We start from the raw sequence: 22,417 nt of genomic DNA on the forward strand, positions 1-22,417 counted from the left end.
AGGAGCAAATGTCATGGACTCCATCACCTCCGCCTCGCAACCGGCATCTGGCTTCAGGGTCGACATCTCGCGCGGTGAGCGCAATGGCCGCGTCTCGTCCGAATGGTTCTCTCGACCTGATGATGAGCGCTATCTTTCTCTTGGCGAACTCTACGGTGCGGTCAGGTCCCGTGCTGAGCGCGCTCACGCCCGAACGGTGGAAAGTTCGTCGATCCGCCTCAAGGCCAGTCGCGACAACTCCGAGCGGCTCGAGCTGATCTTACCCGGCAACCGACGGCCGGTGGCACCGACGCATTGGAGCTATGGCCAGCTTTGCACACTGGTCGGGGCGCCGGCCACCTATATGCGCCAGCTCCCCGCGCCGCTTGCCGCGATTAATCTGCAACATGGCCTGCTTAACAATCGTGCCGAGCTCGTCAAAACGCTGGAGATGGACGACGGCCGCGTCGAGCTTCGGGCGGTGACCGGCCCCGACTACGGCAGGATCTGGGACCACGAGCTCGTGTCCGCCGTGATGAAAATCGCCGGCAACGGGACCGGCGACACGATCTGGAAAGTGCCGGGCCTGCTTGATTGGGCGAGCATGACATATAACCCCTTCGTCGATATCTCCAAGGATACGACTACGCTCTACGCATCCGACCGTGATGTCTTCCTGTTCCTGGTCGATGATACTCATCCGATCGAGGCAGGGCGCCTGCCCAATGGTGAACCTGATCTCTTCTTTCGCGGCTTCTATGCCTGGAACTCCGAGGTGGGGTCGAAAACGCTCGGCATCGCCTCCTTCTACCTGCGTGCCGTCTGCGCCAACCGCAACATCTGGGGCACGGAAAACTTCCAGGAGATCAGCATTCGCCACAGCAAATTCGCTGCTGAGCGTTTCGCCCATGAAGCGGGACCGGCGCTGACAAGCTTTGCCAATTCCTCACCTGCAGTTTTCGTCGCAGGCATCCAGGCCGCGCGCGATCGGATCGTCGCCCGCGACGATGATGACAGACAATCATTCCTGCGCCGGCGAGGTTTCTCGAAAAGTGAAACGGGCAAGATCATCGAGACTGTTCTGTCCGAAGAAGGCCGCCCGCCGGAATCGGTCTTCGACTTCGTTCAGGGAATCACCGCCCTGGCACGTGACAAGAGCCATCAGGACGTCCGTCTGGAGCTGGAAGGCAAGGCGAGGAGGCTACTCGAAAGCGCGGTCTGAGCGCGCCTCATAAGGTAATGACGTCGATCGGTCCGAGCCCGCTCGCCGGCATTGTTTTTTCCGCCAACTGCATCACCCTTTCCAGGCTCCCGCGCGATAATGATGACAAGGTGCGGCGAATATTCTCGGGAAAACGGAACGCACGGGCGGGGGCAGTCGGTTCCGCCTCCCTGCCGGCCGCTATGCTGAGGCTCCTGCGGCTGCCCTTGTTCCGCCCTTGGCGTGGCGAGAATTCCCGAAATCCCGCCTTCGGCGGCGCTATGCTGATTTCTCCGATACTCTTCAATTGTCTGTCTGGAACCCGCCCCGGGGGCGGGTTGGCCTACCATCATTTCTCTCCGTGTCAGCAGCACGATCAGGCGACGAATGATTCGCCGTTGCGTCCCGTTACTTGCGAAAGAAAGTCAGTTTAATCCGATTTCTGGCCGACGCGGAACGAGCTCAGCTTGTTCAAAAGGTCCTCCGAAATCTCGAATTGCCGGGCCGTTCCCCTGCCCATGGAATTCTTCACCATCGTCTCGCTCAGCATTCCACGCTTGACCAGAAGGTCGACGGTTTCCTTGACGCCAGTTCGCGTCAGCTCGGTAATCTCGATGATATTCGAAAGGGTTAGCTTCTGGTGCGCCTGGCTCATCGTGTAGAGGATCGTCATCATGCCGACCTGTTTCAGTCGCGCCTGCGGCGTCTCGTCTTCCAGCGGATGATCGAGGATCTCATGGAGAATGAGTCCCGAGAAGGCAAGGTTCTGCCATTGCTTTTTAAGTGCGCTTGTCATGTCATTTAACTGTGTTATATAAGTCAGTAAGAACTCGGGAAGGCAGCTGTGCAAGCTCTCCCGAATGCGATGGAACATCGTCGTGTCGAAGGGGTCTGCCCATGAAAAGCCTTCTGCTGAAATCATTGCTTGCGATCTGCTGCATGACGCCATCCTATCTTATTTCCGGCAGTAAAGCGCAAGCTGAAGTTTGGGGATGCCAGGTTATCCTGTGCCTTTCGAATCCCGGAGGGCCGACGCAATTTGGTGAATGCCGACCGCCGATCCAAAAATTGTGGCGGGAGCTTGCCAGAGGTCATTCCTTCCCGACCTGCAGCGGCGTCGGTTTTCACAGCTCGCGGCCTGGTTATGAACCCTATTATTGCGATGCCGGATACAGGCTGAGGGGAGGAGACGGTTCCGGCGGGGGGCAAGTGACCTGCGTGGCGACGTCACCGCAACCGGTGAGCAATGCCCTCTGCTCGCAAGATGCTGACAACTTTGGCACCCACGACAATTCGGTACTGTCACCACATTGGCAGCGTCAGGATGGGCGCTACCGGTGCACGGGTTACCCGATCATGCGCCCGAATGTGAGGTCGCAGCCTCACTATATCGACGTCACCATCGACGGCGCGACGACGCAGCGGGTGTGGTACTGACATGGCCGCTGCCTTCATCGATATCGCGCAAGCCTGCGCGCCGATGGTCGAGGTCGAAACGCTGGCAGCCGTCGTTAGCGTTGAGAGCGGTTTTCAGCCTCTTGCCATTCGCATAAACAGCGGCCCGCCACTTGTCGACCGGCCGGCTTCGAAAGCCGAGGCGATCGAGGTAGCCACGTCCCTGATGGCCGATCGCCAGGATATCCAGGTCGGTCTTGGCGGCCTCGGGATCGAGGCGCTTCAGAAACTCGATCTGTCCCTTGCGGACGCCTTCGATCCTTGCCTGAGCCTCAAGGCCACGGCGACGTTTCTCGACGGATACTACCGTGAGGCTCTCCGCGTGGGCGACGATCCGGCGCGAGCCGAGACAGTCATGCTCCGCTCCTATTACGGTCGCGACGATCCATCCGTCGGCGCAATAGTCCGGTATGACGAGCAGGTGCGCCAGGAAAGAAAGCGGCTATCGCCTCTGCTGGCCTCGCTCTCCATTGCGGGAACGGACGACCAGCTCCCGTCAGCCCCATCGCCGCAGGATCAGCCGAGGCAAGCGCCTCTCAAACAAGCCTCACACCCCGCCGAGGCCGCTGAAGCCGAGCCATGGGATGTTTATAACTCCCGGCGGCGGTCGTCGGCTCTCGTTTTCCAGAACGATAGATTGGAGCAAAGCGAATGATCTCGAAACCCCGTCTTCGCACCCTTGCAAAATCCACCCTCATGGCGGCCGCGATCGTCGCCTTCATGGTCGAGCCGGCCTTCGCCCAGGCCGCCGGTATCGAAACCGTGCTGCAGAACATCGTCGACATGCTGACCGGCAATATCGCCCGCCTGCTGGCGGTCATTGCCGTCATCATCATCTGCATTTCGTGGATGTTTGGATACATGGATCTGAGGCGCGCAGGTTTCTGGATCATCGGCATCGGCGGAATTTTCGGGGCGACCGAACTGGTCAACACCATCGTCGGGAGCTGATCGCCGTGACGAACGCCCCGCACCTCGAAGATGATACGTTGTTTCTCGCATGCACCCGCCCGGCAATGATCGCCGGCGTGACCATGGAGGCCATGGGCGTCAACATCATGCTGACGACCATTCTTTACATCACCGCAGGATCGATCGCCTATGCGCTCGCCGGCGTCGCCTTTCACGTCCTGTTTCGCGCACTCGTCAAGCACGATCACAATAGGTTCCGGATCCTGATCGCGTGGATCGAGACCCGGGGGCGATCGCGCAATAGCGCCTATTGGGGCGGCGCGAGCCTCTCGCCCTTGCCGCTCGCCCGCCGTTACGACGAGAGGGATTTCAGCCTTGCCTAGTATTGCGACGCTCCGGTCTCGAGAACTCGGCGCGGAGACCTTCATCCCCTATGTCAGGCATGTCGACGAGGCGACGATCGCGCTTGATTCCAGAGCGCTGATGACCATGATCGCGCTAGAAGGAGTTTCCTTCGAGACCGCCGATATCCGCGACCTTAACGGCCTGCACCGCAGCCTGAATACGCTTTACCGCAATATCGCCGACGAACGGCTGGCGCTCTGGACGCATGTCATTCGCCGTCGCGACAACACCTATCCCGAGGGACGTTTCGCCAACCCCTTCTGCGAAGGCCTCAATGCCAAATATCGCGATCGGATGATCGGTGAAGACCTTTTCCGAAACGACCTTTATCTTGCCCTCGTCTGCCATCCAGGCCGGGACGCTGCCGAAAGGGCAGCCAATCTTCTCTCCCGGCTGCGCAAGGCGCGCCGCTCCCGTATCGAACTCGATGAAGATGCCCTGAAGCATCTGCGCGACCGGGTGGCGGATGTGCTGGCCGGATTGCAGCGCTTCGAGCCACGTCTCCTCACCCTGCAAGAGCAGGGCGGCATCCTGTTCTCTGAACCGAGCGAAGTTCTCCATCAGATCGTCGGAGGGCGGCGTGAACCAGTTCCGCTGACGGAAGGAAGGATTTCTTCGGCGATTTATTCCGATCGGGTCATCTTCGGGCGCGAGACAGTCGAGATCCGTCACGAGGCCGAAAGCCGCTATGCCGGCATCTTCGGCTTCAAGGAATATCCGGCGACCACGCGTAGCGGCATGCTCGACGGCATCCTGACGGCCCCCTTCGAACTCATTCTGACGCAATCCTTCGCGTTCACCTCGAAAGCTGACGCCCGCACGATCATGGGCCGCAAGCAGAACCAGATGGTCAGTACCGGCGACAAGGCAGCATCGCAGATCGAAGAGCTAGGGGAGGCGCTGGACGAGCTCGAATCCAACCGCTTCGTTCTGGGAGAACATCACCTTGCGTTGACGGTCTTCGCCCCCTCGGTCAAGGAGCTGACCGACCACATGGCGAAAGCTCGCGCTTGTCTTACCGGCGGCGGCGCCGTCGTCGCTCGAGAGGACCTGGGGCTCGAGGCTGCCTGGTGGGCGCAACTGCCCGGGAACTTCCGCTATCGGGCGCGCTCGGGGGCGATCACCTCGCGAAACTTCGCCGCTCTTGCTCCCTATCATTCCTACCCCGCCGGTCGGAGGGACGACAACGAATGGGGACCGGCGGTCGCCATGCTCAAGACAGCATCGGGCTCACCCTTCTATTTCAACTTCCACCACAGCGATCTCGGCAACACCTTTGTCTGCGGCCCATCTGGCGCCGGCAAGACCGTGCTCCTGAACTTCATGCTGTCGCAGCTCGAAAAGCATGATCCCCATATGGTTCTCTTCGACAAGGACCGAGGCGCCGACCTTTTCGTGCGCGCAGCAGGCGGCAATTATATGCCGCTGAGAAATGGCATCATCACCGGTTGCGCTCCGTTGAAGGCGCTGGACCTCACTCCGGAATACAAGCTATTCCTCAACGGCTGGATCGCCAAGTTGGTCGGATCAGCATCTGGCGACCTATCAATAACCGACTTGCGCGACATCGCTTCGGCGGTCGACGGGGTGGCGGACCTGCCGATGGAGCGCCGCTCCATCGGTGCCCTGCGCACGTTTCTCAACAACACCGATCCCGAAGGAATTGCCTCTCGACTGAGGAGATGGGAGAGGGGAGGACCGCTCGGCTGGGTCTTCGACAACGAGGCCGACGATATCGGCATCGGCGCCAAGTTCATCGGCTACGACATGACCGATTTCCTGGACAACGAGGAAATCCGCACGCCGTTGATGGCCTACCTGTTCTATCGCATCGAGCAGCTGATCGATGGGCGCCGCATCATCATCGTCATCGACGAATTCTGGAAGGCGCTTCAGGACGAGGGCTTTCGGGATCTCGCGCAAAACAAGCTCAAGACCATCCGCAAACAGAACGGGCTGATGCTGTTTGCGACCCAGAGCCCGCGCGACGCCATCGCCTCGCCGATTGCCCATACGATCATCGAACAGTGCCCGACGCAGATTTTCCTGGCCAACCCGCGCGGCGACCGCATCGACTATGTCGATGGTTTCAAGCTGACCGAACGCGAATTCGAACTCGTCTCACGCGAGCTTTCGGTCGAGAGCCGCCGGTTCATCATCAAGCAAGGGCATAATAGCGTCGTCGCCGAGCTGAACCTCAATGGCTTCGACGACGAGCTCGCCATTCTCTCGGGCCGGACGGCCAACGTGGAACTTGCCGACGCCGTTCGATCGCAACTTGGCGACGGGCGGGAGGATTGGCTTTCCGTGTTTCACCACAGGAGGAGGACAGCATGATCCGCACCGGAATTATGGGGCCCTTGTTTGCATCTGCCGTCTTTTTTGCGTCGGCAATGCTGGCGTCTGCACAGGGCATACCCGTCATCGACCAGACTTCGATCGCCAAGCAGATCGAGAGCATCTCGCAGCTCAAGTCCCAGCTCGACACCCTGAACCAGCAGCTCCAGCAGGCCCAACAGCTATACGGATCGCTGAACAAGATTACCAACATGGCTGACATCGCGAGCCTTCTGAACGAACCTTCGATCCGCAAGGCCCTCCCACAAGATTTTAATGCGATCGAGACCCTGTTCAAAGGAACCGGCAGCGGCGTCTTCGGCAGCTCCGCCTCGAAATTCCTCCAGGACAATTCCACCTATCGCACTGATGCCAACGATTTCTATGCGCAGGAGTTGTCGCGCATACAAAACCAGAATGCGGGGCAGATGAGCCTCGGTCAGCAGATCTATGATGCCGCCACCAAACGCATCGAAGGCATCGACGAGCTGCGCCAGAAGATCTCCGGTGCAGCTGACGCCAAGGATGTCGCCGACCTGCAGGCCCGCCTCCAGGCCGAAACAGCCTTCCTGCAGAGCGACGTCCTTCGCATGCAGGCACTGCAGATGATCCAGCAGGCGCAGGTACAGGTCGATGAACAGCGAAAAGCCGAAGACTGGCGCAAACGCATGGACACTATGGGAGCGGCGCTCAAATGAAATGGTTTCTTCCCACCATGGCCGTCCTTTTCCTGTCGGCCTGCTCTGCACAGACGGAAGCGGTTTATACCGTTGATGAACTGGTTGCCGACGATGCTCTGCTCGCAAGGATCATCGTTCAATGCCGCAACAATCCGAGCGAGCTCAGCGATACCCCCAATTGCCGCAACGCCGAGGCGGCCGATGGCAAGCTGCGGCTCGAGCGGATGCGCCAGTCGCTCGGAGGCTAAGCGGTGTATCAGGTCTTCAGCTTCGTCGACGGACAGTTCAAGACACCGCTGGAAAACTTCATTTCCTCGGGCACCTCGAATATTGCGAGTTGGGTGAGCGGACCACTGACCGCGGCGCTGACACTCTATGTGGTGCTCTACGGCTACCTTGTTCTCCGCGGATCCATCCAGGAACCCATCCTCGAATTTGCCTTCCGGGCAATGAAGCTTGCCATCATCGTCATGCTGGTCAGAAATGCGAGCGACTATCAGGCCTACGTCACCAACATCTTCTTCAACACACTGGCGCGCGAGATCTCGCAAGCGCTGAACTCTGGCACCGCACCGAGCGCGTCGACTTTCGACAGCCTGCTCGATAAGGGCCAAAAATGTGCCCACGAGATATGGTCCCGGGCCTCCTGGCCGGTCGACTTCGTCACCGGGATCGGCGGCATGATGGTCATCGGCGCGAGCTTCGTCGTGGCGGCTATCGGGTACATCGTTTCGCTCTACGCCCGGCTCGCGCTCGCTATCGTACTGGCGATCGGCCCCATCTTCATTGCGCTCGCCATGTTCCAATCGACCCGCCGGTTTACTGAATCCTGGATCGGGCTGCTCGCAAACCTGGTCATCCTGCAGGTCCTGGTCGTCGCGATCGGCTCGCTGCTGATTACCTGCATCGACACGACATTTACGGCGATAGAAGGCTATAGCGATGTCATGATGCGTCCGATTGCGCTCTGCGCCATCTGCCTTGCCGCTCTCTATGTTTTCTACCAGTTGCCGGGCATCGCTTCGGCACTTGCTGCCGGAGGAGCGTCGCTGACCTACGGATATGGCGCCGCGCGCGATGCCCATGAGAGCACGCTCGCCTGGGCCACTTCCCGTTCAGCTACGGCGATCGGCCGCGGGGCTCGTTCGGTCGGCCGCCGCCTGGCGCCAAGCCGGATCGAGTGAACGCTTCAACCTTAAGACAATTGGACAGGCTACTTTCCCATGATCCGTGTCGCATTATCGCTCTTCCTGATCCCGAGCCTGGCCGCTTGCGGCTCGATGTCCCACCCTCTTCCCAAATGTGATGGCTATGCCCGCCGGCCGATGAACCGCTCGATGTGGCAATGGCAGGATAATAGAAGTGCAGAACAGCCCGTGACGGGGGCTGTTCCCGTACAGCCGGCGAGCCAGCCTTTTGCCTATTGGGAGGGGGCGCTCCCCTCAGCCGCACCGGCTGCCTTCGCGCTTTTCGATATTGAAGGTTCTTATCGTCCATGCGGGGCCACCAAATGGTAACCACGGACAGTTTGAAGAGTTACTTCGAAAGGGCCCGACGCTTCGACCAGGACCGGATGATGCAGGTCGAGCGATCCGCGCGGATTGCGTGGTTCGTGGCAGTCTGCGCCGGCATCCTTGCAGGCGCTTCCGTTTTTGCCATAGCCGGCCTCACCCCGTTGAAAACCGTAGAGCCTTTCGTGGTGCGGGTCGACAACTCGACGGGAATCGTCGACGTGGTCTCGGCATTGACGTCGACGGCCGGCACCTACGACGAGGCCGTCACTAAATATTTTGCGGCCAAATATGTCCGCGCCCGCGAAGCTTATGTCTGGAGTGAAGCTGGGGAGAATTTTCGCACCGTCGCCTTGTTGTCGACGCAGCCGGAACAGACGCGATTTGCCGCTCTTTATCGCGGCAGCAATCCCCAATCCCCTCAGAACATCTATGGCCGCAGCGCCACCTCGCGCATCAACATCGTTTCCATCTCGCTGATCAATGCCAATGTGGCATCGGTGCGTTACATGAGAACCGTTACCCGCGGGGAGGAGGTGGCCACCACGCACTGGGTCGCAACCCTCACCTTCTCCTATGCCAACGCTCCGATGTCCTCGACCGATCGGCTGATCAATCCCCTCGGCTTCGTCGTCAGCGAATATCGCGCCGATCCGGAGGCTATCAATTGAGAGCCTGTTTCCTCCTTCCGCTGATCCTGGCCGGCAGCCTTCCTTCTGTGGCGGTCGCCCTCGAAACCCCACGTGGGGCGGCGCAGGACAGCCGCATCCGCTTCGTCGATTATCAACCCTATAACATCACCAAGGTTGTCGGCACGCTGCGGTCATCGGTGCAGATCGAATTCGCGGCCGACGAGGAAATCGCCCATGTGGCGCTTGGCAATAGTGTCGCGTGGGAGGTGGCGCCGGCCGGCAACATCCTGTTCCTGAAACCCCGCGAAAGCCAGCCGGTGACAAATATCTCGGTCGTGACGACACGGCGCGACGGATCGACCCGCAGCTACCAGATGGAACTGACCGTCCGTGACGGCAGCGTCGAAGCCGGGCAGAACACCTATTTCTATCTGAAGTATCGCTATCCAGGCGATGAAGCGGAGCGGCGCCGACAGGCGGCAGCTGTCCGCGCGCAGGCGGCACAGGCCGGTGAGGCCGATCACGTGCTTTCCCTTCACGAAGCCTATGGACCGCGCAATTGGCGCTACTCGGCGCAAGGGGCACAGGCGCTCGAGCCGCAGGCTGTCTACGACAACGGCAAGGTCACCACCTTCGCCTTTGCCGGCAACCAGGAAATGCCGGCGATATACTTGGAGAATTCCGATGGCACCGAGAGCCTCGTCCCCAAATCCGTCGACGGAAATCTCGTCCTCGTTCACGCGATCAGCCGCAAGTTCATCTTGCGCAGGGGCGGCGATGTCCTCTGCGTCTTCAACGAAGCCTACGATCGTATCGGCATCAATCCCGAGACCAACACGACGTCGCCATCCGTCGAGCGCGTCGTCAGGGTGCCGCCTGCGGCAATGCAATAGGAGGTGTCATGGCAGCCGAGGAAGAGACTACCCAGATTGCGGGTGAGCGGGCCGAGACATCGACCGCGCGTCGGATCGACAGCAATCCGATCGTCAAGCGAGGCGCCGTCGCTCTGGCAATCGTCGTCTTTGTCGCATTCGCCCTCTGGTCGATGCGAGAGCAGGACAAGCAATCCGGCAGCGGGCAGCCGGAACGGGTCGTCATCCGTCAGACATCGGACTTCGAGCCGGCGAAGGAGCCCGAAGAGCCGCTGACGCCGCCAGCGGCGGCCCAGCTCCCCACGCCGGGGATAATCGACAACGCGTCGACCGATGACGACAAGCTGCTCGATGCTGCGCGCCGCGCCCCCGTTATAGCCTATGGCGGCGAGAAATCGCCGCCAGCGCAGCGGCGCGATCAGGCTGGAGGATCCGAAGGGGCCTCCCCCTACATGCAGCTCGGCAACAATCTAGGCAGCTTCCCGCCGGCAGGCCAAAGCGATGACGAGCGCTTCAACCGTCTGCTGACGCCGACGCAATTGCAGGGTTCCCGTGCCGGTACACTGGGCAACCGCGATTTTATCGTCGCGATGGGAACATCCGTCCCCTGCGTCCTGGAAGCGGCGCTCTCCTCCGATCAGCCGGGATTTACGAGTTGCGTCATCAACCGAGATGTCCTGTCGGACAACGGTCGTGTCGTCCTGATGGAAAAGGGCACTCAGGTGGTCGGCGAATACCGCGGCGGCCTTCGTCGTGGGCAAAAACGCCTCTTCGTCCTCTGGAGCCGGGCCAAGACCCCAAAAGGTGTGATCATCACCTTGGCATCGCCTGCAACCGATGCTCTTGGCCGGGCCGGCGTCGACGGTTCCGTCGACACGCATTGGTGGGAGCGTTTCGGGAGCGCGATCCTGCTGTCGATTGTTGGCGATGCGACCTCCTATGCCAGCAGCCGGCTGCAGGACGGCGATATCGACGCTCAAAACACCACCGGCGCCGGTCAGCAGGCCGCCGCGATTGCCGTCGAACAGTCCATCAACATTCCACCGACCCTCCTGAAACATCAGGGCGAACTGGTTTCGATCTTCGTCGCGCGTGATCTCGATTTCTCGAGCGTCTATCGGCTTCGCGTGAAGGAGTCCCGTAACCGCATCTACGACCGCGCCGTGCTCGGGGATTTCGCGTCAGGCTCCAGGCTCGCAACAAAATAGGCCCGAGGATGATTGAAGCTGCTGACGCCGGCGTTGTGCGCGAACTGCTTTCGCCGCTCTCACGCTTTCTGCGCGACGACACGCTCTATGAGGTCATCGTCAATCAGCCTGGACAGGTCGTCACGGAAGGAAGAAATGGATGGCAGACACATGCTATGGCGGAGCTGTCTTACGATCGCCTGATGCGTCTTTCCCGGGCAGTCGCAAGCTTCTCCAACCAGTCGATCGACGAAACTCGGCCGATCCTGTCGGCGAGCTTACCGAATGATGAGCGGATCCAGATCGTCATCCCGCCTGCAACGACGAAGGGCACCGTCAGCATCACCATCCGCAAGCCGTCCTCGGTGTCGTTAACGCTTGAGGATCTCGATCATGGAGGATTGTTTGCAGATGTCGCGCCCGTTGACGGCTCCGAAACGCGACCCGATCAGAGGTTGGGTGAATACTTTCGGATCGGCGCCTACAAGGCGTTTTTACGGGAGGCCGTGCTCGCAAGAAAGAACATCATCATATCCGGCGCTACGGGGTCGGGGAAAACGACGCTATCGAAAGCTCTGATCCGCCATATCCCCCAAAACGAGCGGATCATTTCGATCGAGGATACCGCCGAACTGGTCGTTCCGCAGCCGAACCACGTTCGGCTCTTCTACTCGAAGGGCGGCCAAGGGCTTGCCAAAGTCGGCGCCAAGGATCTGCTCGAATCCTGCCTGCGCATGCGGCCGGATCGCATCCTGCTGCAGGAGTTACGGGACGGAACGGCATTCTACTATATTCGCAATGTTAACTCGGGCCATCCCGGTTCAATCACGACCGTGCACGCCGATTCCGCACGCCTTGCCTTCGAGCAGTTGACGTTGCTGGTCAAGGAATCGGAAGGTGGCGGGAATCTCGAACGCAGCGACATTCGCGAAATGCTGACAGTTGCGATAGACATCATCGTCCAGTGCAAGCGCATCGGCGGACGGTTTCGGGTGAGCGAGGTCTATTATCGAGATGCAGTTGGGGGAGGCAATCGTACTGGCGTGGGGGCATTTTGAAACAGCGCTATGCGCAGTAGCAGGCGTCGCAGCGACGCGGGTGTTTAAGTGGCCAACCAACCGAGGTCGCCAGCTTTCCGATCCCAGAGGTGCCGTCGCCGACCGAATGGTCTTCATCTCATCATTGCTCTTCGTCCGCTGGTCGCCATATTCCACCAGAAGCGGTGGGTCTCGGAATGGGTCGAGACAGGGTACGCGGAAGTCAGCAAAGTCTTCCAGGTTGCGGGTGACAATGATAAGCCCGTGCGTTTTCGCGACGGCGGCGATGCCGGCATCCATGACATGCTTTTCCCTAGCGCCGACAAAAGAAGCCCATTCTTTCGTTGCCGCTGCGTCGAGACTGAGAACGCGATCGGGCCCGAAGCTGATTTCGAACGCGGCTATCGCGTCTAACTTGGCCTGAGGCTTCTTCGGATCCTTTTTCAACTGCGCCTCAGCGCCCTTTCGTTTCTCGAAGAGCGTAAAACGCAAATTGCGAGTTCGCTGTCGTCGATGGATCTCTTCCACTTAACGACATTGTTGTGCGTATCCATTGAACGGGTGACGGACTCGTCGAGCAAATATTTAAGCACTCCGAGGCCTTGTCTCAGTCATCATCAAAGACACCGCTTTTGATGAGAGTGGAAATTCCGCGTTTCAGGGACGTCGACGGATAAGGGCGTCCCTTTTTAGGATATGCCCTCGCGAAGTCGATCGCATGTTCAACTTGGACATGATTGAGCGAGGGGAAGTCCTCTAGGATCTCCTCGATAGAAGCCGAAGGATATAAGGCAGCTACCTGATAAACAGGAATATCGGTTCCCTTGATAACAGGCTCTCCCCCTTTCATTTCAATTGACGCCTTGATCGTTTCGAGCAGCCTCAATCTCCTCTTGAGTTTGGCGTCGCTTTTTCGAAGATCCACGACGAGCGCGCCAAATCGCGCCGTCGTGGCCTTTTCTGGAAGCCTCGACAGTTCCTCATAAAGACGGCGTTTGCCTACGCCGGACAGGGCTTCGCCGATTTCGCGATCCATCGTTAGAAACCGCAGCTCAGCCCTTCCTAGAAGGCGTTGAGCTCGTTGCCCGACTTTAACCACGGTGGATTTGACGACCTTCTTGTCGACTGCGTTTTGAACGTCCGTAGGAGAGCGATCTGCCAAGAAGCTCGCTTCCGTAACCGTAAATTCCATATTGCTCATGTCGATGGTCCTAATTCAACTCCATCTGGAGATGAATTAATATAGGTGTCGACAATCGATCAGGTCAAGCGACTGCCCTAAACGTCGAGGAACTAACGTCCGATCGCACCAGCCAGGCTACGGACGCGCTCAAAGCAGCAGGATTGAACCAATTGCCATCTCGCACAATTGAGCACCGGGTGCGCCAAGCTGCTCTTGGCAAGAAATCGGCTGCTGCGTATTAGAGCTCAATAGTTTAAGGCAAGCGCGGCATTTCACCCTCGGCCACACGCCAGATCCATGACGCCATTTCTGGTCTGGCGGCAATCATTTCGCTCAGAGCAACCTCATAATCTTCGTCCGCATTCGTCGGAACGATGAACAGCGCCACGGGCGCCGGCCTTGGATCTGGTAATGTCACGGAGGCGATCGGCTGACCACGTGAAAGATCGAACCGCAATGCCTTTTTGCTTTTGCGCCTTAACCTCGAGAGCCGTTCCAGGAGCCGCTGTTCGTGGATGTTTTCGACCGGGATCCAGTTCTCGTTCACCACCATACACGCCATTTCCTCCACAGATGCGATCCCCGCACTCGAAATGCCGAACGTGGCGATCACGATAAGATGGAACTCTTCGTTTGATCGCCAAAGTTCCAGCTCGGTGTCATATCGTCCATTCAACCGCTTCCATGCACCCTCATCGATCATGAGAGGAAAGGGAAGGTGGCGAACCAGGATTTTCTGGCTGTCGCGGGCTGGCGAAAACTCTTTCACTTCTGCGACCATCACCATCAGTTTGTGCGGTCCGGAAGTATCTGCTTGGGCGCCAGCCAGCGTCGCAGCGCGCCGGGCAGAAATACCCTCCTTGTCTTCCTGGTGAAATACTTCCGGAATAAACAGGATATCGCTTAACGGGCCGCCGCGAACGATCATCTGTCTTGCCGCATTCATCAGACTGCTGCGAACGCGGGCCCAGCCTCGCCTGCCAGCCCATAACGATGTCCATTCTGTAAGCTCTGCCGTATCCCACAGATAATGGAGCATCGCTCGGAGCGAGAGTTTTTTTGGCTGGCTTCGCACAGTTTCCGTCGGCTCCGATGACGCGCTCGAGTTGGATCGGTTGCCTCGTTTCGACAGGGAGAAGTCGAGCTTCAGCATGGCCGCACCGGTTGCCGCATCGATCTGGATCGCGCTGCCGATCAACGGCCCGAGGCCGGATAGTTCATAGGGCGGGTCATAGGACGGACAAACCGGATCATGCTGCCGGCCTGAGAGCGGCATGCGCTTGACCAGGAACTGGCCGTCTATCCGGGCGATGTACATCGGCACCGGCGGTTCCCGACACCGGCAAAGTGGCCTGAGCTTCTGCTCGTAGGCGCGTGCGAGCTCTGACTGAAACTCTGGTGAGCTTTCTTCGAGCGCCTGATTGCCTATTACAAACTGTTTCACTTGCTCCTCGGGGTCCCTGCAGGGCTCAACAAGCCTCATAAGGAATTAGCACAATGATGGCGCTTTATACTAGCGCAAAATAGTTAGTATAGTGAATTCGAACTTTGCCGCTGGGGTTTTGATTCTCGCCATCGCCCGGCAGGTGCGCAAGGCGGCCGTTGGCAGGGTGAGAGAGGCAGGGAGGGGCCGGAAGAGGGGGCCGGGCAGGGCAAAAGAGTTTCAGCGCAACGTCACTCCTCGCTCTTAGAGGACCTGCCATGAATACAAACTCATTCCTGGCGGCAAACACGCAAACACGGCTGTGTCCTCGCAATCTTCCTCGCGCCGCGTACCTTCTACAGTCCAGATAACGCGACCGACAATCATGTGCCGACACTGCGCGAGGCTGCCATTCGATCTTTATCAGTCGTCCATGAGGGAGGCAGCATCATGTTATCCATCTCGGAACTGGCAGATCGTCTAGCGCTAAATGCAGTCGCGTTCTGCCGTCATTATCTGTCTGCAGGAAGGCGTGCCGGCAATTACTGGATCGTCGGAGATGCCAGAAACAAAGAGGGCCGATCACTCTATGTCCATCTGACGGGCCCGCGCGCCGGCCGGTGGACGGACGCGGCGACCGGCGAGTATGGAGACCTTCTCGATCTCATACGGGAGACGTGCGGGCTCCTCGATTTCCGGGATGTCGCGGAGGAAGCAAGGCGCTTCCTGAGCTTGTCCCAACCGAAAATGGCCTCGTCCGAGAATATCGATGTTAGCGAGCGCCGATTGGCCAACCGCCCGGCTGCGGAACGGGCTCGGCGCCTGTTTGCCATGACACAGCCGCTCGCCGGCACACTTGCCGAGGGCTATTTGCGCGATCGTGGCCTCTTGCAGGCTACAGCTCATTCGGCGCTCGGATTTCATCCATCCTGCTACTATCGTGACCTTGCCACGGGCAGCACGGAGGCCTATCCCGCACTCATTGCCGCTGTGACCGATCCTTCCGGCACAGTCACCGGCATTCATCGCACATGGCTCGATCCGAGCGGCGGCAAGGCCAAGGTGGCCGATCCGCGCCGGGCGCTCGGTGGTCTTCTCGGCAACGCCGTCCGCTTCCGGTTTCCCCCCGGTGAGCCTGTGCCGGTCCTGGCCGCGGCTGAAGGTCTCGAAACGGTGCTGTCGCTATTGGAGGTGATGCCAGGCATGCCAGCGGTCGCTGCACTCACAGCCAATCACCTCGCAGCCTTTTGCCCTCCTGCCGGATGTCTGCGCCTCTACATTGCTGGCGATGCCGATGCGGCGGGGCGGCAGGCAATCAAGCGACTGAGCCGTCGCGCTCAGGCACTTGGTATCCTGCCGCTTGTCCTCGCCCCTGAACTCGGCGACTTCAACGAGGATCTGCGCTGGCTCGGGGCGGACCGGTTGAAGACCAACCTGCGGGCACAGCTTGTTCCAGGAGATGCAATGAACTTCCTGACCCCGTGAGGCAGACCGAACGGCAGGCGGTGGCGGTGCTGGCAGCTGGTGAAGGCCGCTCAAAAGCACTTCCTCCAGCCGGGTTCGCCTGCGGGCCTGTCGGGAGGCGACCTTTACCACGCGGCGGCGGGCCTTCAGCGGATCAGTCAGGTTTCTTCCCCGCGCCGGCTTTGCCGGCGCTCCTCGCGGGCCAAGAAACCTTCCTTCTGCCGCCCGGCGCTGCGCTGGGCCGCAGCGCTTTGCGCCGCGGTTCCGGCCCGTCTCCGCGTGAGCAGGATCGCCGTCAGGCCGCGCGAGGCGCGGTCGCAACCGGATGGAGATCCTCATGACCTTGCCCCTTCCCATCGACGATGCCATCGAGCCCCACCACGCGTCCTCCCCAACGGACCACTTCATCTACGAGATGCAGCTTCACGGCTATCGTCCTTTTCAGGACGAGCCGGACCCGCGGCCGCTGCCCGAAGAATCGCTCGTCCAGTCCGGGTTGACCGCAATCTTCGACGCCTTGTTCGAGATGCTCGGCGGCACACGGCTTGAGCCTGATCTCGAAGATTTGTTCTGGTCGATCCCCAATCTGTTTCATCGCGCAGGCGAACGCATTCAGCGCGAGCTCGACCGCAATGAGGTGGCGCAGCGTACTGGCCAGCGCGAGCAGGACGGCTCGGAGGTGAAGAGCGTCGAGCTCGAACGTCTCGTCGCGGAAGGCATCACGTTGCTGGAGCGCCGTAATGCCTTCGAGTTCATGCGGGACTATGCGGCCGATCTTTTCGAGGCGCAGACCGGTTCGGCCTGGCGGCCGCGCACCGGCTCCAAGGTCAACCACGCCCACGTCACCGCGGCGATGATCGACTCCCGGGACTTCCTGTCTGCACGCCGGCGCGCCGAAACCGAAGTGTTGATCCCCGCCGGCACCAAGATCGCCTTCTCAGGCGGCATGGGCTACAACGATCATGAACTGATCTGGGCCAGGCTCGACCAGGCCCACGCCAAACATCCCGACATGGTCCTGCTGCACGGCGGCTCGCCGAAGGGCGCCGAGCGCATCGCCGCCTGCTGGGCCGAGGCCCGCAAGGTGACGCAGATCTCCTTCAAGCCGAACTGGACGAAGCACGCCAAGGCTGCTCCCTTTCGCCGCAACGACGAGATGCTCTCCGTCATGCCGGCCGGCGTCATCATAGTCCCGGGTTCCGGAATCACTGGCAATCTCGCTGACAAGGCACGCCGTCTCGGCATCCCGGTCTGGGAGATAGCGGAGGATGGCGCGTGAGCGCCATTTCCTCCGGCGGCGGCCCCGATTGCAATTGAGATCGCGTTACAGATTGCACGGGTGCGACCAAGGGCCCGTTCAGGTCGTTGGCGGGTGGAGCCGCGTATCGAGGCCAAAGGCCTCTTGAAACTTCAGCGTATAGGCGTCCGCCGCTTTGTCGGCCAGAAAAATCAGGTTCCAGCTGTATGGAGAGACGGCGCTCGGGATCGCCACGAATCGGTGGCTTTGAAGCAGATCGTCGCCGAAGGTTTGCTGGCCGGCACCGGGAATGCCCGGACGAAGCCAGTTTGGATTGGGCACGCTCGCCGGATCGACGACATGGATATCGCCAGCATCGGCAATGACGGCGGCGGTCATCATATGGGCCACGGTGTCGAGCGCCCGGAAACCCTTGTGGACAGCGACCTCGAGGATTGCTGTCGCGGGATCGAGCGAGCAGTAGACCGCGCGAATCCCCTTGCTGTTCCAGCGACCGCCGACCCTGTATGCGCCTTCCCCGCTATCCCACGTCGGCGCATGGACGGCCTGATCGAGCCGCCACGCGACCAGCTCGGTCCCGCCGAGCGCGACTGGCAGAAGGGTCATGCATAGACGCCATATTCGAGACGATCGAGATGATCCTCGACAAGTTCGACGCCGGCAGGTGTCCCCAGAAGATCGATCGGCCGGCGCTGGTCAAGACCGACCGCTGGACGTTCCAGCCATTGTTCGGCTTCTGCTTGGGATCCGAAGATATCCGTTGCTTTTGCCAGGATCTCGGCAAATTTCCATGTACGGCCACTCTGTTCCTGGCTGAGGGGTTTGGAAGGCGTGTCCTTCCGCCGCTGCCATGTGCGAAGGCTCATGCCCACTGCCTTTTCCAGAGACTCGTTCTTGCCAATGACAACGAGCGTGCCGACAAGATGATCGAGCGCTGATGCGGGCAGGCCATGCAGAAGTAATTCATGAGCGTCGAGTGCGTTGGTCAGGCGACGCGACAGAATGCGCGAGCCGCCGAGCAAGGCTTCGATTTTTTGCAGTTCACCACCGACTGCTGCTGAAGACGATGCTTTTGCTGCCACAGTCATGATCTTTCTCGTGTGTCACCTGTCGCGAATTATATGTCATGTGTCGCGGTCAGTTTCAAGGGTGGAGGATGCGGCGTGTCCGCCGTACCCGGGTTCTATTTCGCCGGCGAGCCGGCTCCAGGAACCGCGCCGGAACGGGTGACGATCCCTGCGCGATGATTGCCGCGGTCTTTTGAAGCCAGATCAGGTCATGACCGGCGCCGTCGCAGTCGGTATGTAGCCTTTGCGGTATTTCCGACGTGCGAGGCCTAGAAAATGTGCCACGGCTTCCTGTTCGGTCGCGAACACGTCGGTCCTCTCGCTGCCACGCCTGCCGATCCGCCCCCAGCTTCGAACGACCGCAGTTTCGCCGAACAAGGTCGGTCGGATGGCGAGCACGTAATAGCGCGCCATGTTGCGGCTGGCATCGATGCGGCGACAATGGAGGTGGAAAGATACCCGGCTCATGTCGAGAATTTTCCCCACTGGGACCGGCCCCGTCCAACGAGAGTTTTGAATCCTTCCCAGCCGATCGATTCCAGTTTGTGATGTATTGACGCGTCAGGACCTGCAAGCAACATCGGCAAAGCCGGCCCCGGAGATTGGGCGGCTCCCCGGGCACGATGGTTTGGTGTTCGGCGGAGAACGCCGGATCCGCAGCCGGCACTGCTGGGCGTGCCCGTCAAGATCCGGCATTCGGCCTCAGAGCGGCAGCTCCAAACGGCATTGCACATGGCCCGAGCGTCGATGCGAGGGCTGCGTCGATTACGTCCGGCCGATCGATGATTGCGCAGCTGGCACGCGCTTCACGCCTTGTCGTGGCCAGGACCGGCGGGGACTTAAGTGGCGGCGGGGATTTCAAAACCCCTGGCTCTCTCGCAACGCGCGATAGGGTGCCATGATGGTCTGTCCCGCCCTTCGGTCGTGTCCTGGCCATTCCCGTTCTTTTCTGTCGCCTTTCTAAGGGACCGGCCGCGACCAGCGTCAACCCGCAAGGGGTTCCCCTGCGCTGGCGCTCCGGTGACGCCTGCAGCTCGGCCCCTTCTTCGGGCGCCATCGGGAATGGTCCCGAGCAACCGAAGGAGACATACAATGGCAACCACCATCGCAACCCTGACGCAGAAGACCGACGGAACCTTTGAAGGCATCTTTGCCACCATCCGGGTCAATGCCCCGATCGCAATTGTCCCTAACGCCGGCAAGGCAAGCGAGGAAGCGCCTGACTACCGCATCATCCATCGCAAGACCGGCTTCGAGATCGGCGCCGCCTGGAACCGCATCGCCCGCCAGACGGGTGAGGAATATCTCTCCGTCAAGCTGGAGGCACCTGAGATCGGCGTGATCTTCGGCAACGTCGCCCAGGCTCCTGGCGGTGACCCCGGCAAGAAGGTTATCCTCTGGAACAGCCCGGCGTGAGCCGGGCGGCCGGCCCCGTCACCGGGGCTGGCCGCTCTTGCGGACCAGAGATCGGATGCGGGCACCCAAGCCCGCGTCTGATCAAAAAAATTGTGCGATACGGAGAGGAAAGGTCTGCTCAGTCGGTCCGAGGATGCCATGGCGGCATGAAGGCCTCAAGGACGAGCGGTGCCCCCAATTTTGTCTCCGCTCCGGTCCCCTGCGCTCCGATAAAATCGGCACCCCCACTCGCCGGCTCCGCCGGTCGCGTTCCGCGATCCTTGACCCCTCCATCCCGCCATGACCGCGGGCGTCGTCTTTCACAACGTCAAGGAGACGACAATGACCACTTGCATCGACGAAGTCATCGAGCTGCTGCGCGCCGAACTGCTAAACGCCGAACCGGGCGAGTATCGGCAGATCGAGAGCGAGCTGGAACTGGCGCTGGCCGAGCGCGAGGTGATCTGGGCCGAGCAGGACGGCCGCATCAGCGCCGAGCCTCCGTTCTGACGGAGGCTTATCGCCATGTCCGCAAGCCCGCCGGCCGGATCGACCCGCCGCCGGGCTGTCGGGGACTTTATCCCTCGACACTCCCGCCGGCTCGCGCCGGAAGTGGTCGCGTCCCTTTCGGGGCCGCGGGTCTCTTCTCTCTCTGACGTCCCATTTTACTCCAGCAAATCCGGCGTGAAGGACGGCGCGGTCTCCCCCAATTTTTCCGCCGCTACGCTGCGACTTCGCTCTGGAAAAATCGGTTCCCCCGCTTGCAAGCCGCGTCCCGCGGTCCTTGACCCCTCTTTGCTCAGGAGTGGCCGATCTCCGTCATCAACGAAGGAGATCACATCATGACAACCGTTCAGGACCTCACGCTTTACACCAGGCTTGTCGGCTTCCGGCTCGTCGTCCTGGCAAACCGCCTCGGCTGCGACAGCGATTTCTCAAGAGAACTTCATGATCGCCTTATCGATGGTCTCGACGCGGCAATTGCCCGGATCCAGGCCATTGCGGCATTGGAGCGCATGCTTCTTGCCGGGGAAGACGAATTTGCCGCCTATCGGCTGGAGGGCGAGATCGCGATATTCGCACGCTTCACCATCAATCTGGTGGACGATCTCGAAATCGATCGCGACACGCAGGAATTCCGCGTCAACGGCGGCGACTGGACAAATGCGCTGGCCGCCGATGCCGGTGGCGTCGAGGTCAACTATCCGGAGCTCGTGGCGCTGACCCCAGACGAGCTCGGCTCGCTTGCACCAATGATCGAGGACATCATGAGGGAAACCGGTATTCGCATTAACGCCGTGCGGGCCACGCGATGAGCTGTAGCTCGGCCCCACATGTCGAGGCGTCGCACTCCTCTCCGGAGGCGTCTCGATGTTAGTTTCCAAGTTACAGCAATCTTGTAAATGCCGTACATCTAAGCAGTGCTGCAACAAGGAGGCCCACATGGCTAAATCAAGCGGGTCCTATTCGACCAGCGATCTCTCGCGTAAGTCCGGCGACATTATCGCCGAGGCGCTGCGCCGTCCGGTGACCATCACAAAGCGGAATAAGCCCCGCCTCGTTCTCCCCAATATCGAAGATTATCAGCGGCTGATAAGGCAATTGGACCGGCGCACCGTGGGCACCATTGAAATAATGTCCGATGAACTGTTCGCCGAGTTCGAAAGCGCCGCCGAAGCCTTTGCCGATGAGGACGAGGCAGGCCGTTTGTGAGCTACGAACCGGTCCAGACCGCCAGCTCATTTGCTATCCGCATCTACGGCGCGGGAGGCTGGGCGTGGTGAAACGGAAGGGCGCAAGGAGCGGCCGGTTGCCATCGGCGTGAGAATGCCGCGGCCGGACGGTGATCTGGTTCTCTTCTTTCCGATCACAACCAAGCAGCCGGAGGCGTCACAGTTCTCTGTGGAACTGCCGGTGATCGGAACGCGGCGTGCCGGCCTCGATGTCGACCGCAGGCTCTTTGGATCATCTTTGATTAGTTCAATACCGACATCGTCGGAAACTCATTCTATCTTGAACCCGAGCTGCCAACCGGCCGCTTCAGCAAGGCATTCTTCCTGCCGCTGCTGCGTGAAGTCATCAGTCGTCGCAATTCTGCAAATGAGTCGTCCTGACCTTCGATGGCGATAGTTGTACGGAAATCAGGTAGCAACTGACACCAGCTCCGAATTCTCGGCTTCGAAGCGCATGTTAGGCCGCTTGAAATACTGAGCAGCCGATCGAAGCCGTTCCATCGATCCTGATTTCTCGGTGCGTTATTTGGGGCATGCTCTACAAGGCCTTGCCGAGGCGACGTCAAGGAACCTATGCGGATATTGGCAGGGCAACTGTCCGCCGGATCTTGTCTGAGAAGAGGGCTAAGCCCGGCTGAGTAGCCTTCAGAGTGGCGTAGAAGCTCTTGTTCGATTGGCCGGCGAAT

General features: G+C 60.1%; 26 protein-coding genes and 1 pseudogene. 21 read left to right on the forward strand and 6 right to left on the reverse strand.

Annotated elements, in window-relative coordinates; genetic code table 11:
* Positions 1 to 13: 13 nt before the first annotated feature.
* On the forward strand, positions 14 to 1,201 hold the full coding sequence (locus NMA58_RS24110) for a DUF932 domain-containing protein (RefSeq protein WP_434714213.1): 1,188 nt from the start codon (positions 14 to 16) through the stop codon (positions 1,199 to 1,201).
* A gap of 409 nt (positions 1,202 to 1,610) precedes the next feature.
* Here NMA58_RS24110 and NMA58_RS24115 read toward each other — a convergent pair whose 3' ends face one another.
* Complete coding sequence (locus NMA58_RS24115) at positions 1,611 to 1,976, reverse strand: MarR family transcriptional regulator (protein ID WP_085782007.1); 366 nt, start codon at positions 1,974 to 1,976, stop codon at positions 1,611 to 1,613.
* A gap of 101 nt (positions 1,977 to 2,077) precedes the next feature.
* On the opposite strand from NMA58_RS24115, the gene NMA58_RS24120 reads away from it, so the two are divergent.
* From NMA58_RS24120 to virB11, 13 genes are all read left to right on the forward strand, one after another.
* Positions 2,078 to 2,617, forward strand: coding sequence for a hypothetical protein (locus tag NMA58_RS24120; RefSeq protein WP_434714215.1), 540 nt, complete (start codon positions 2,078 to 2,080; stop codon positions 2,615 to 2,617).
* 1 nt (position 2,618) lies between these two features.
* On the forward strand, positions 2,619 to 3,290 hold the full coding sequence (locus NMA58_RS24125; RefSeq protein ID WP_434714216.1) for a type IV secretion system protein VirB1: 672 nt from the start codon (positions 2,619 to 2,621) through the stop codon (positions 3,288 to 3,290).
* Complete coding sequence (locus tag NMA58_RS24130) at positions 3,287 to 3,586, forward strand: TrbC/VirB2 family protein (protein WP_434714217.1); 300 nt, start codon at positions 3,287 to 3,289, stop codon at positions 3,584 to 3,586. Before NMA58_RS24125 ends, NMA58_RS24130 begins: the two co-directional genes overlap by 4 nt.
* A gap of 65 nt (positions 3,587 to 3,651) precedes the next feature.
* Positions 3,652 to 3,930, forward strand: a complete 279-nt coding sequence (locus tag NMA58_RS24135) for a type IV secretion system protein VirB3 (protein ID WP_434714368.1) — start codon at positions 3,652 to 3,654, stop codon at positions 3,928 to 3,930.
* Entirely contained in the window at positions 3,923 to 6,289 is a 2,367-nt protein-coding gene (locus NMA58_RS24140) for a VirB4 family type IV secretion/conjugal transfer ATPase (protein WP_434714218.1), read from the forward strand. The genes NMA58_RS24135 and NMA58_RS24140 overlap by 8 nt, the downstream gene beginning before the upstream one ends.
* The gene (virB5, locus tag NMA58_RS24145; RefSeq protein WP_434714219.1) at positions 6,286 to 6,987 is read left to right on the forward strand and encodes a P-type DNA transfer protein VirB5; all 702 of its coding nucleotides are present in this window, start codon (positions 6,286 to 6,288) and stop codon (positions 6,985 to 6,987) included. Before NMA58_RS24140 ends, virB5 begins: the two co-directional genes overlap by 4 nt.
* A complete protein-coding gene (locus tag NMA58_RS24150) occupies positions 6,984 to 7,217 on the forward strand; it encodes an EexN family lipoprotein (RefSeq protein WP_434714220.1) in 234 nt (77 codons plus the stop codon). Before virB5 ends, NMA58_RS24150 begins: the two co-directional genes overlap by 4 nt.
* A 3-nt stretch (positions 7,218 to 7,220) precedes the next feature.
* Entirely contained in the window at positions 7,221 to 8,153 is a 933-nt protein-coding gene (locus NMA58_RS24155; RefSeq protein WP_434714222.1) for a type IV secretion system protein, read from the forward strand.
* A gap of 39 nt (positions 8,154 to 8,192) precedes the next feature.
* Complete coding sequence (locus tag NMA58_RS24160; RefSeq protein WP_246721931.1) at positions 8,193 to 8,486, forward strand: hypothetical protein; 294 nt, start codon at positions 8,193 to 8,195, stop codon at positions 8,484 to 8,486.
* Positions 8,480 to 9,151: a virB8 family protein gene (locus tag NMA58_RS24165; protein WP_434714223.1), complete on the forward strand. Its 672-nt coding sequence runs from the start codon at positions 8,480 to 8,482 to the stop codon at positions 9,149 to 9,151. The genes NMA58_RS24160 and NMA58_RS24165 overlap by 7 nt, the downstream gene beginning before the upstream one ends.
* A complete protein-coding gene (gene virB9, locus NMA58_RS24170; RefSeq protein ID WP_434714224.1) occupies positions 9,148 to 10,005 on the forward strand; it encodes a P-type conjugative transfer protein VirB9 in 858 nt (285 codons plus the stop codon). Before NMA58_RS24165 ends, virB9 begins: the two co-directional genes overlap by 4 nt.
* Positions 10,006 to 10,013: 8 nt before the next feature.
* Entirely contained in the window at positions 10,014 to 11,192 is a 1,179-nt protein-coding gene (gene virB10 / locus NMA58_RS24175; RefSeq protein ID WP_434714226.1) for a type IV secretion system protein VirB10, read from the forward strand.
* Positions 11,193 to 11,200: 8 nt separating this feature from the next.
* Entirely contained in the window at positions 11,201 to 12,229 is a 1,029-nt protein-coding gene (gene virB11, locus NMA58_RS24180) for a P-type DNA transfer ATPase VirB11 (RefSeq protein ID WP_434714227.1), read from the forward strand.
* Positions 12,230 to 12,815: 586 nt separating this feature from the next.
* On the opposite strand, the gene NMA58_RS24185 is transcribed toward virB11, so the two are convergent.
* Together NMA58_RS24185 and NMA58_RS24190 are read right to left on the reverse strand one after the other, a co-directional pair.
* Positions 12,816 to 13,409, reverse strand: a complete 594-nt coding sequence (locus NMA58_RS24185; protein WP_434714228.1) for a DUF433 domain-containing protein — start codon at positions 13,407 to 13,409, stop codon at positions 12,816 to 12,818.
* A 235-nt stretch (positions 13,410 to 13,644) separates the two neighbouring features.
* Positions 13,645 to 14,835: a DUF1173 domain-containing protein gene (locus tag NMA58_RS24190; protein WP_434714229.1), complete on the reverse strand. Its 1,191-nt coding sequence runs from the start codon at positions 14,833 to 14,835 to the stop codon at positions 13,645 to 13,647.
* Between the two features lie 429 nt (positions 14,836 to 15,264).
* On the opposite strand from NMA58_RS24190, the gene NMA58_RS24195 reads away from it, so the two are divergent.
* Together NMA58_RS24195 and NMA58_RS24200 are read left to right on the forward strand one after the other, a co-directional pair.
* The gene (locus NMA58_RS24195) at positions 15,265 to 16,299 is read left to right on the forward strand and encodes a DUF7146 domain-containing protein (RefSeq protein ID WP_434714230.1); all 1,035 of its coding nucleotides are present in this window, start codon (positions 15,265 to 15,267) and stop codon (positions 16,297 to 16,299) included.
* A 316-nt stretch (positions 16,300 to 16,615) separates the two neighbouring features.
* Positions 16,616 to 17,557 carry a DUF2493 domain-containing protein gene (locus tag NMA58_RS24200; protein WP_434714231.1) on the forward strand — a complete coding sequence of 314 codons (942 nt, stop codon included), beginning with the start codon at positions 16,616 to 16,618 and terminating at the stop codon, positions 17,555 to 17,557.
* A 78-nt stretch (positions 17,558 to 17,635) separates the two neighbouring features.
* On the opposite strand, the gene NMA58_RS24205 is transcribed toward NMA58_RS24200, so the two are convergent.
* The 3 genes from NMA58_RS24205 to NMA58_RS24215 form a co-directional block, all read right to left on the reverse strand.
* Positions 17,636 to 18,142, reverse strand: a complete 507-nt coding sequence (locus tag NMA58_RS24205) for an RES family NAD+ phosphorylase (protein ID WP_434714232.1) — start codon at positions 18,140 to 18,142, stop codon at positions 17,636 to 17,638.
* Positions 18,139 to 18,624 (reverse strand): type II RES/Xre toxin-antitoxin system antitoxin, encoded by a 486-nt coding sequence (gene parS, locus NMA58_RS24210; protein WP_183705080.1) that lies wholly within the window; start codon positions 18,622 to 18,624, stop codon positions 18,139 to 18,141. Before parS ends, NMA58_RS24205 begins: the two co-directional genes overlap by 4 nt.
* A gap of 183 nt (positions 18,625 to 18,807) precedes the next feature.
* Positions 18,808 to 19,071, reverse strand: coding sequence for a WGR domain-containing protein (locus NMA58_RS24215; RefSeq protein ID WP_434714234.1), 264 nt, complete (start codon positions 19,069 to 19,071; stop codon positions 18,808 to 18,810).
* A 624-nt stretch (positions 19,072 to 19,695) separates the two neighbouring features.
* On the opposite strand from NMA58_RS24215, the gene NMA58_RS24220 reads away from it, so the two are divergent.
* From NMA58_RS24220 to NMA58_RS24240, 5 genes and pseudogenes are all read left to right on the forward strand, one after another.
* On the forward strand, positions 19,696 to 20,019 hold the full coding sequence (locus NMA58_RS24220; RefSeq protein ID WP_221113613.1) for a DUF736 domain-containing protein: 324 nt from the start codon (positions 19,696 to 19,698) through the stop codon (positions 20,017 to 20,019).
* Between the two features lie 321 nt (positions 20,020 to 20,340).
* Positions 20,341 to 20,508 carry a hypothetical protein gene (locus tag NMA58_RS24225; protein WP_176536392.1) on the forward strand — a complete coding sequence of 56 codons (168 nt, stop codon included), beginning with the start codon at positions 20,341 to 20,343 and terminating at the stop codon, positions 20,506 to 20,508.
* Between the two features lie 332 nt (positions 20,509 to 20,840).
* Entirely contained in the window at positions 20,841 to 21,314 is a 474-nt protein-coding gene (locus NMA58_RS24230; protein WP_434714235.1) for a hypothetical protein, read from the forward strand.
* Between the two features lie 127 nt (positions 21,315 to 21,441).
* Positions 21,442 to 21,711, forward strand: a complete 270-nt coding sequence (locus NMA58_RS24235) for a type II toxin-antitoxin system prevent-host-death family antitoxin (RefSeq protein WP_434714370.1) — start codon at positions 21,442 to 21,444, stop codon at positions 21,709 to 21,711.
* A pseudogene (locus tag NMA58_RS24240) lies at positions 21,708 to 22,112 on the forward strand (hypothetical protein). Before NMA58_RS24235 ends, NMA58_RS24240 begins: the two are co-directional and overlap by 4 nt.
* The last annotated feature ends 305 nt before the right edge of the window (positions 22,113 to 22,417 follow it).

This window comes from Rhizobium sp. YTUHZ045, assembly GCF_051124255.1.
Classification (GTDB): domain Bacteria; phylum Pseudomonadota; class Alphaproteobacteria; order Rhizobiales; family Rhizobiaceae; genus Rhizobium.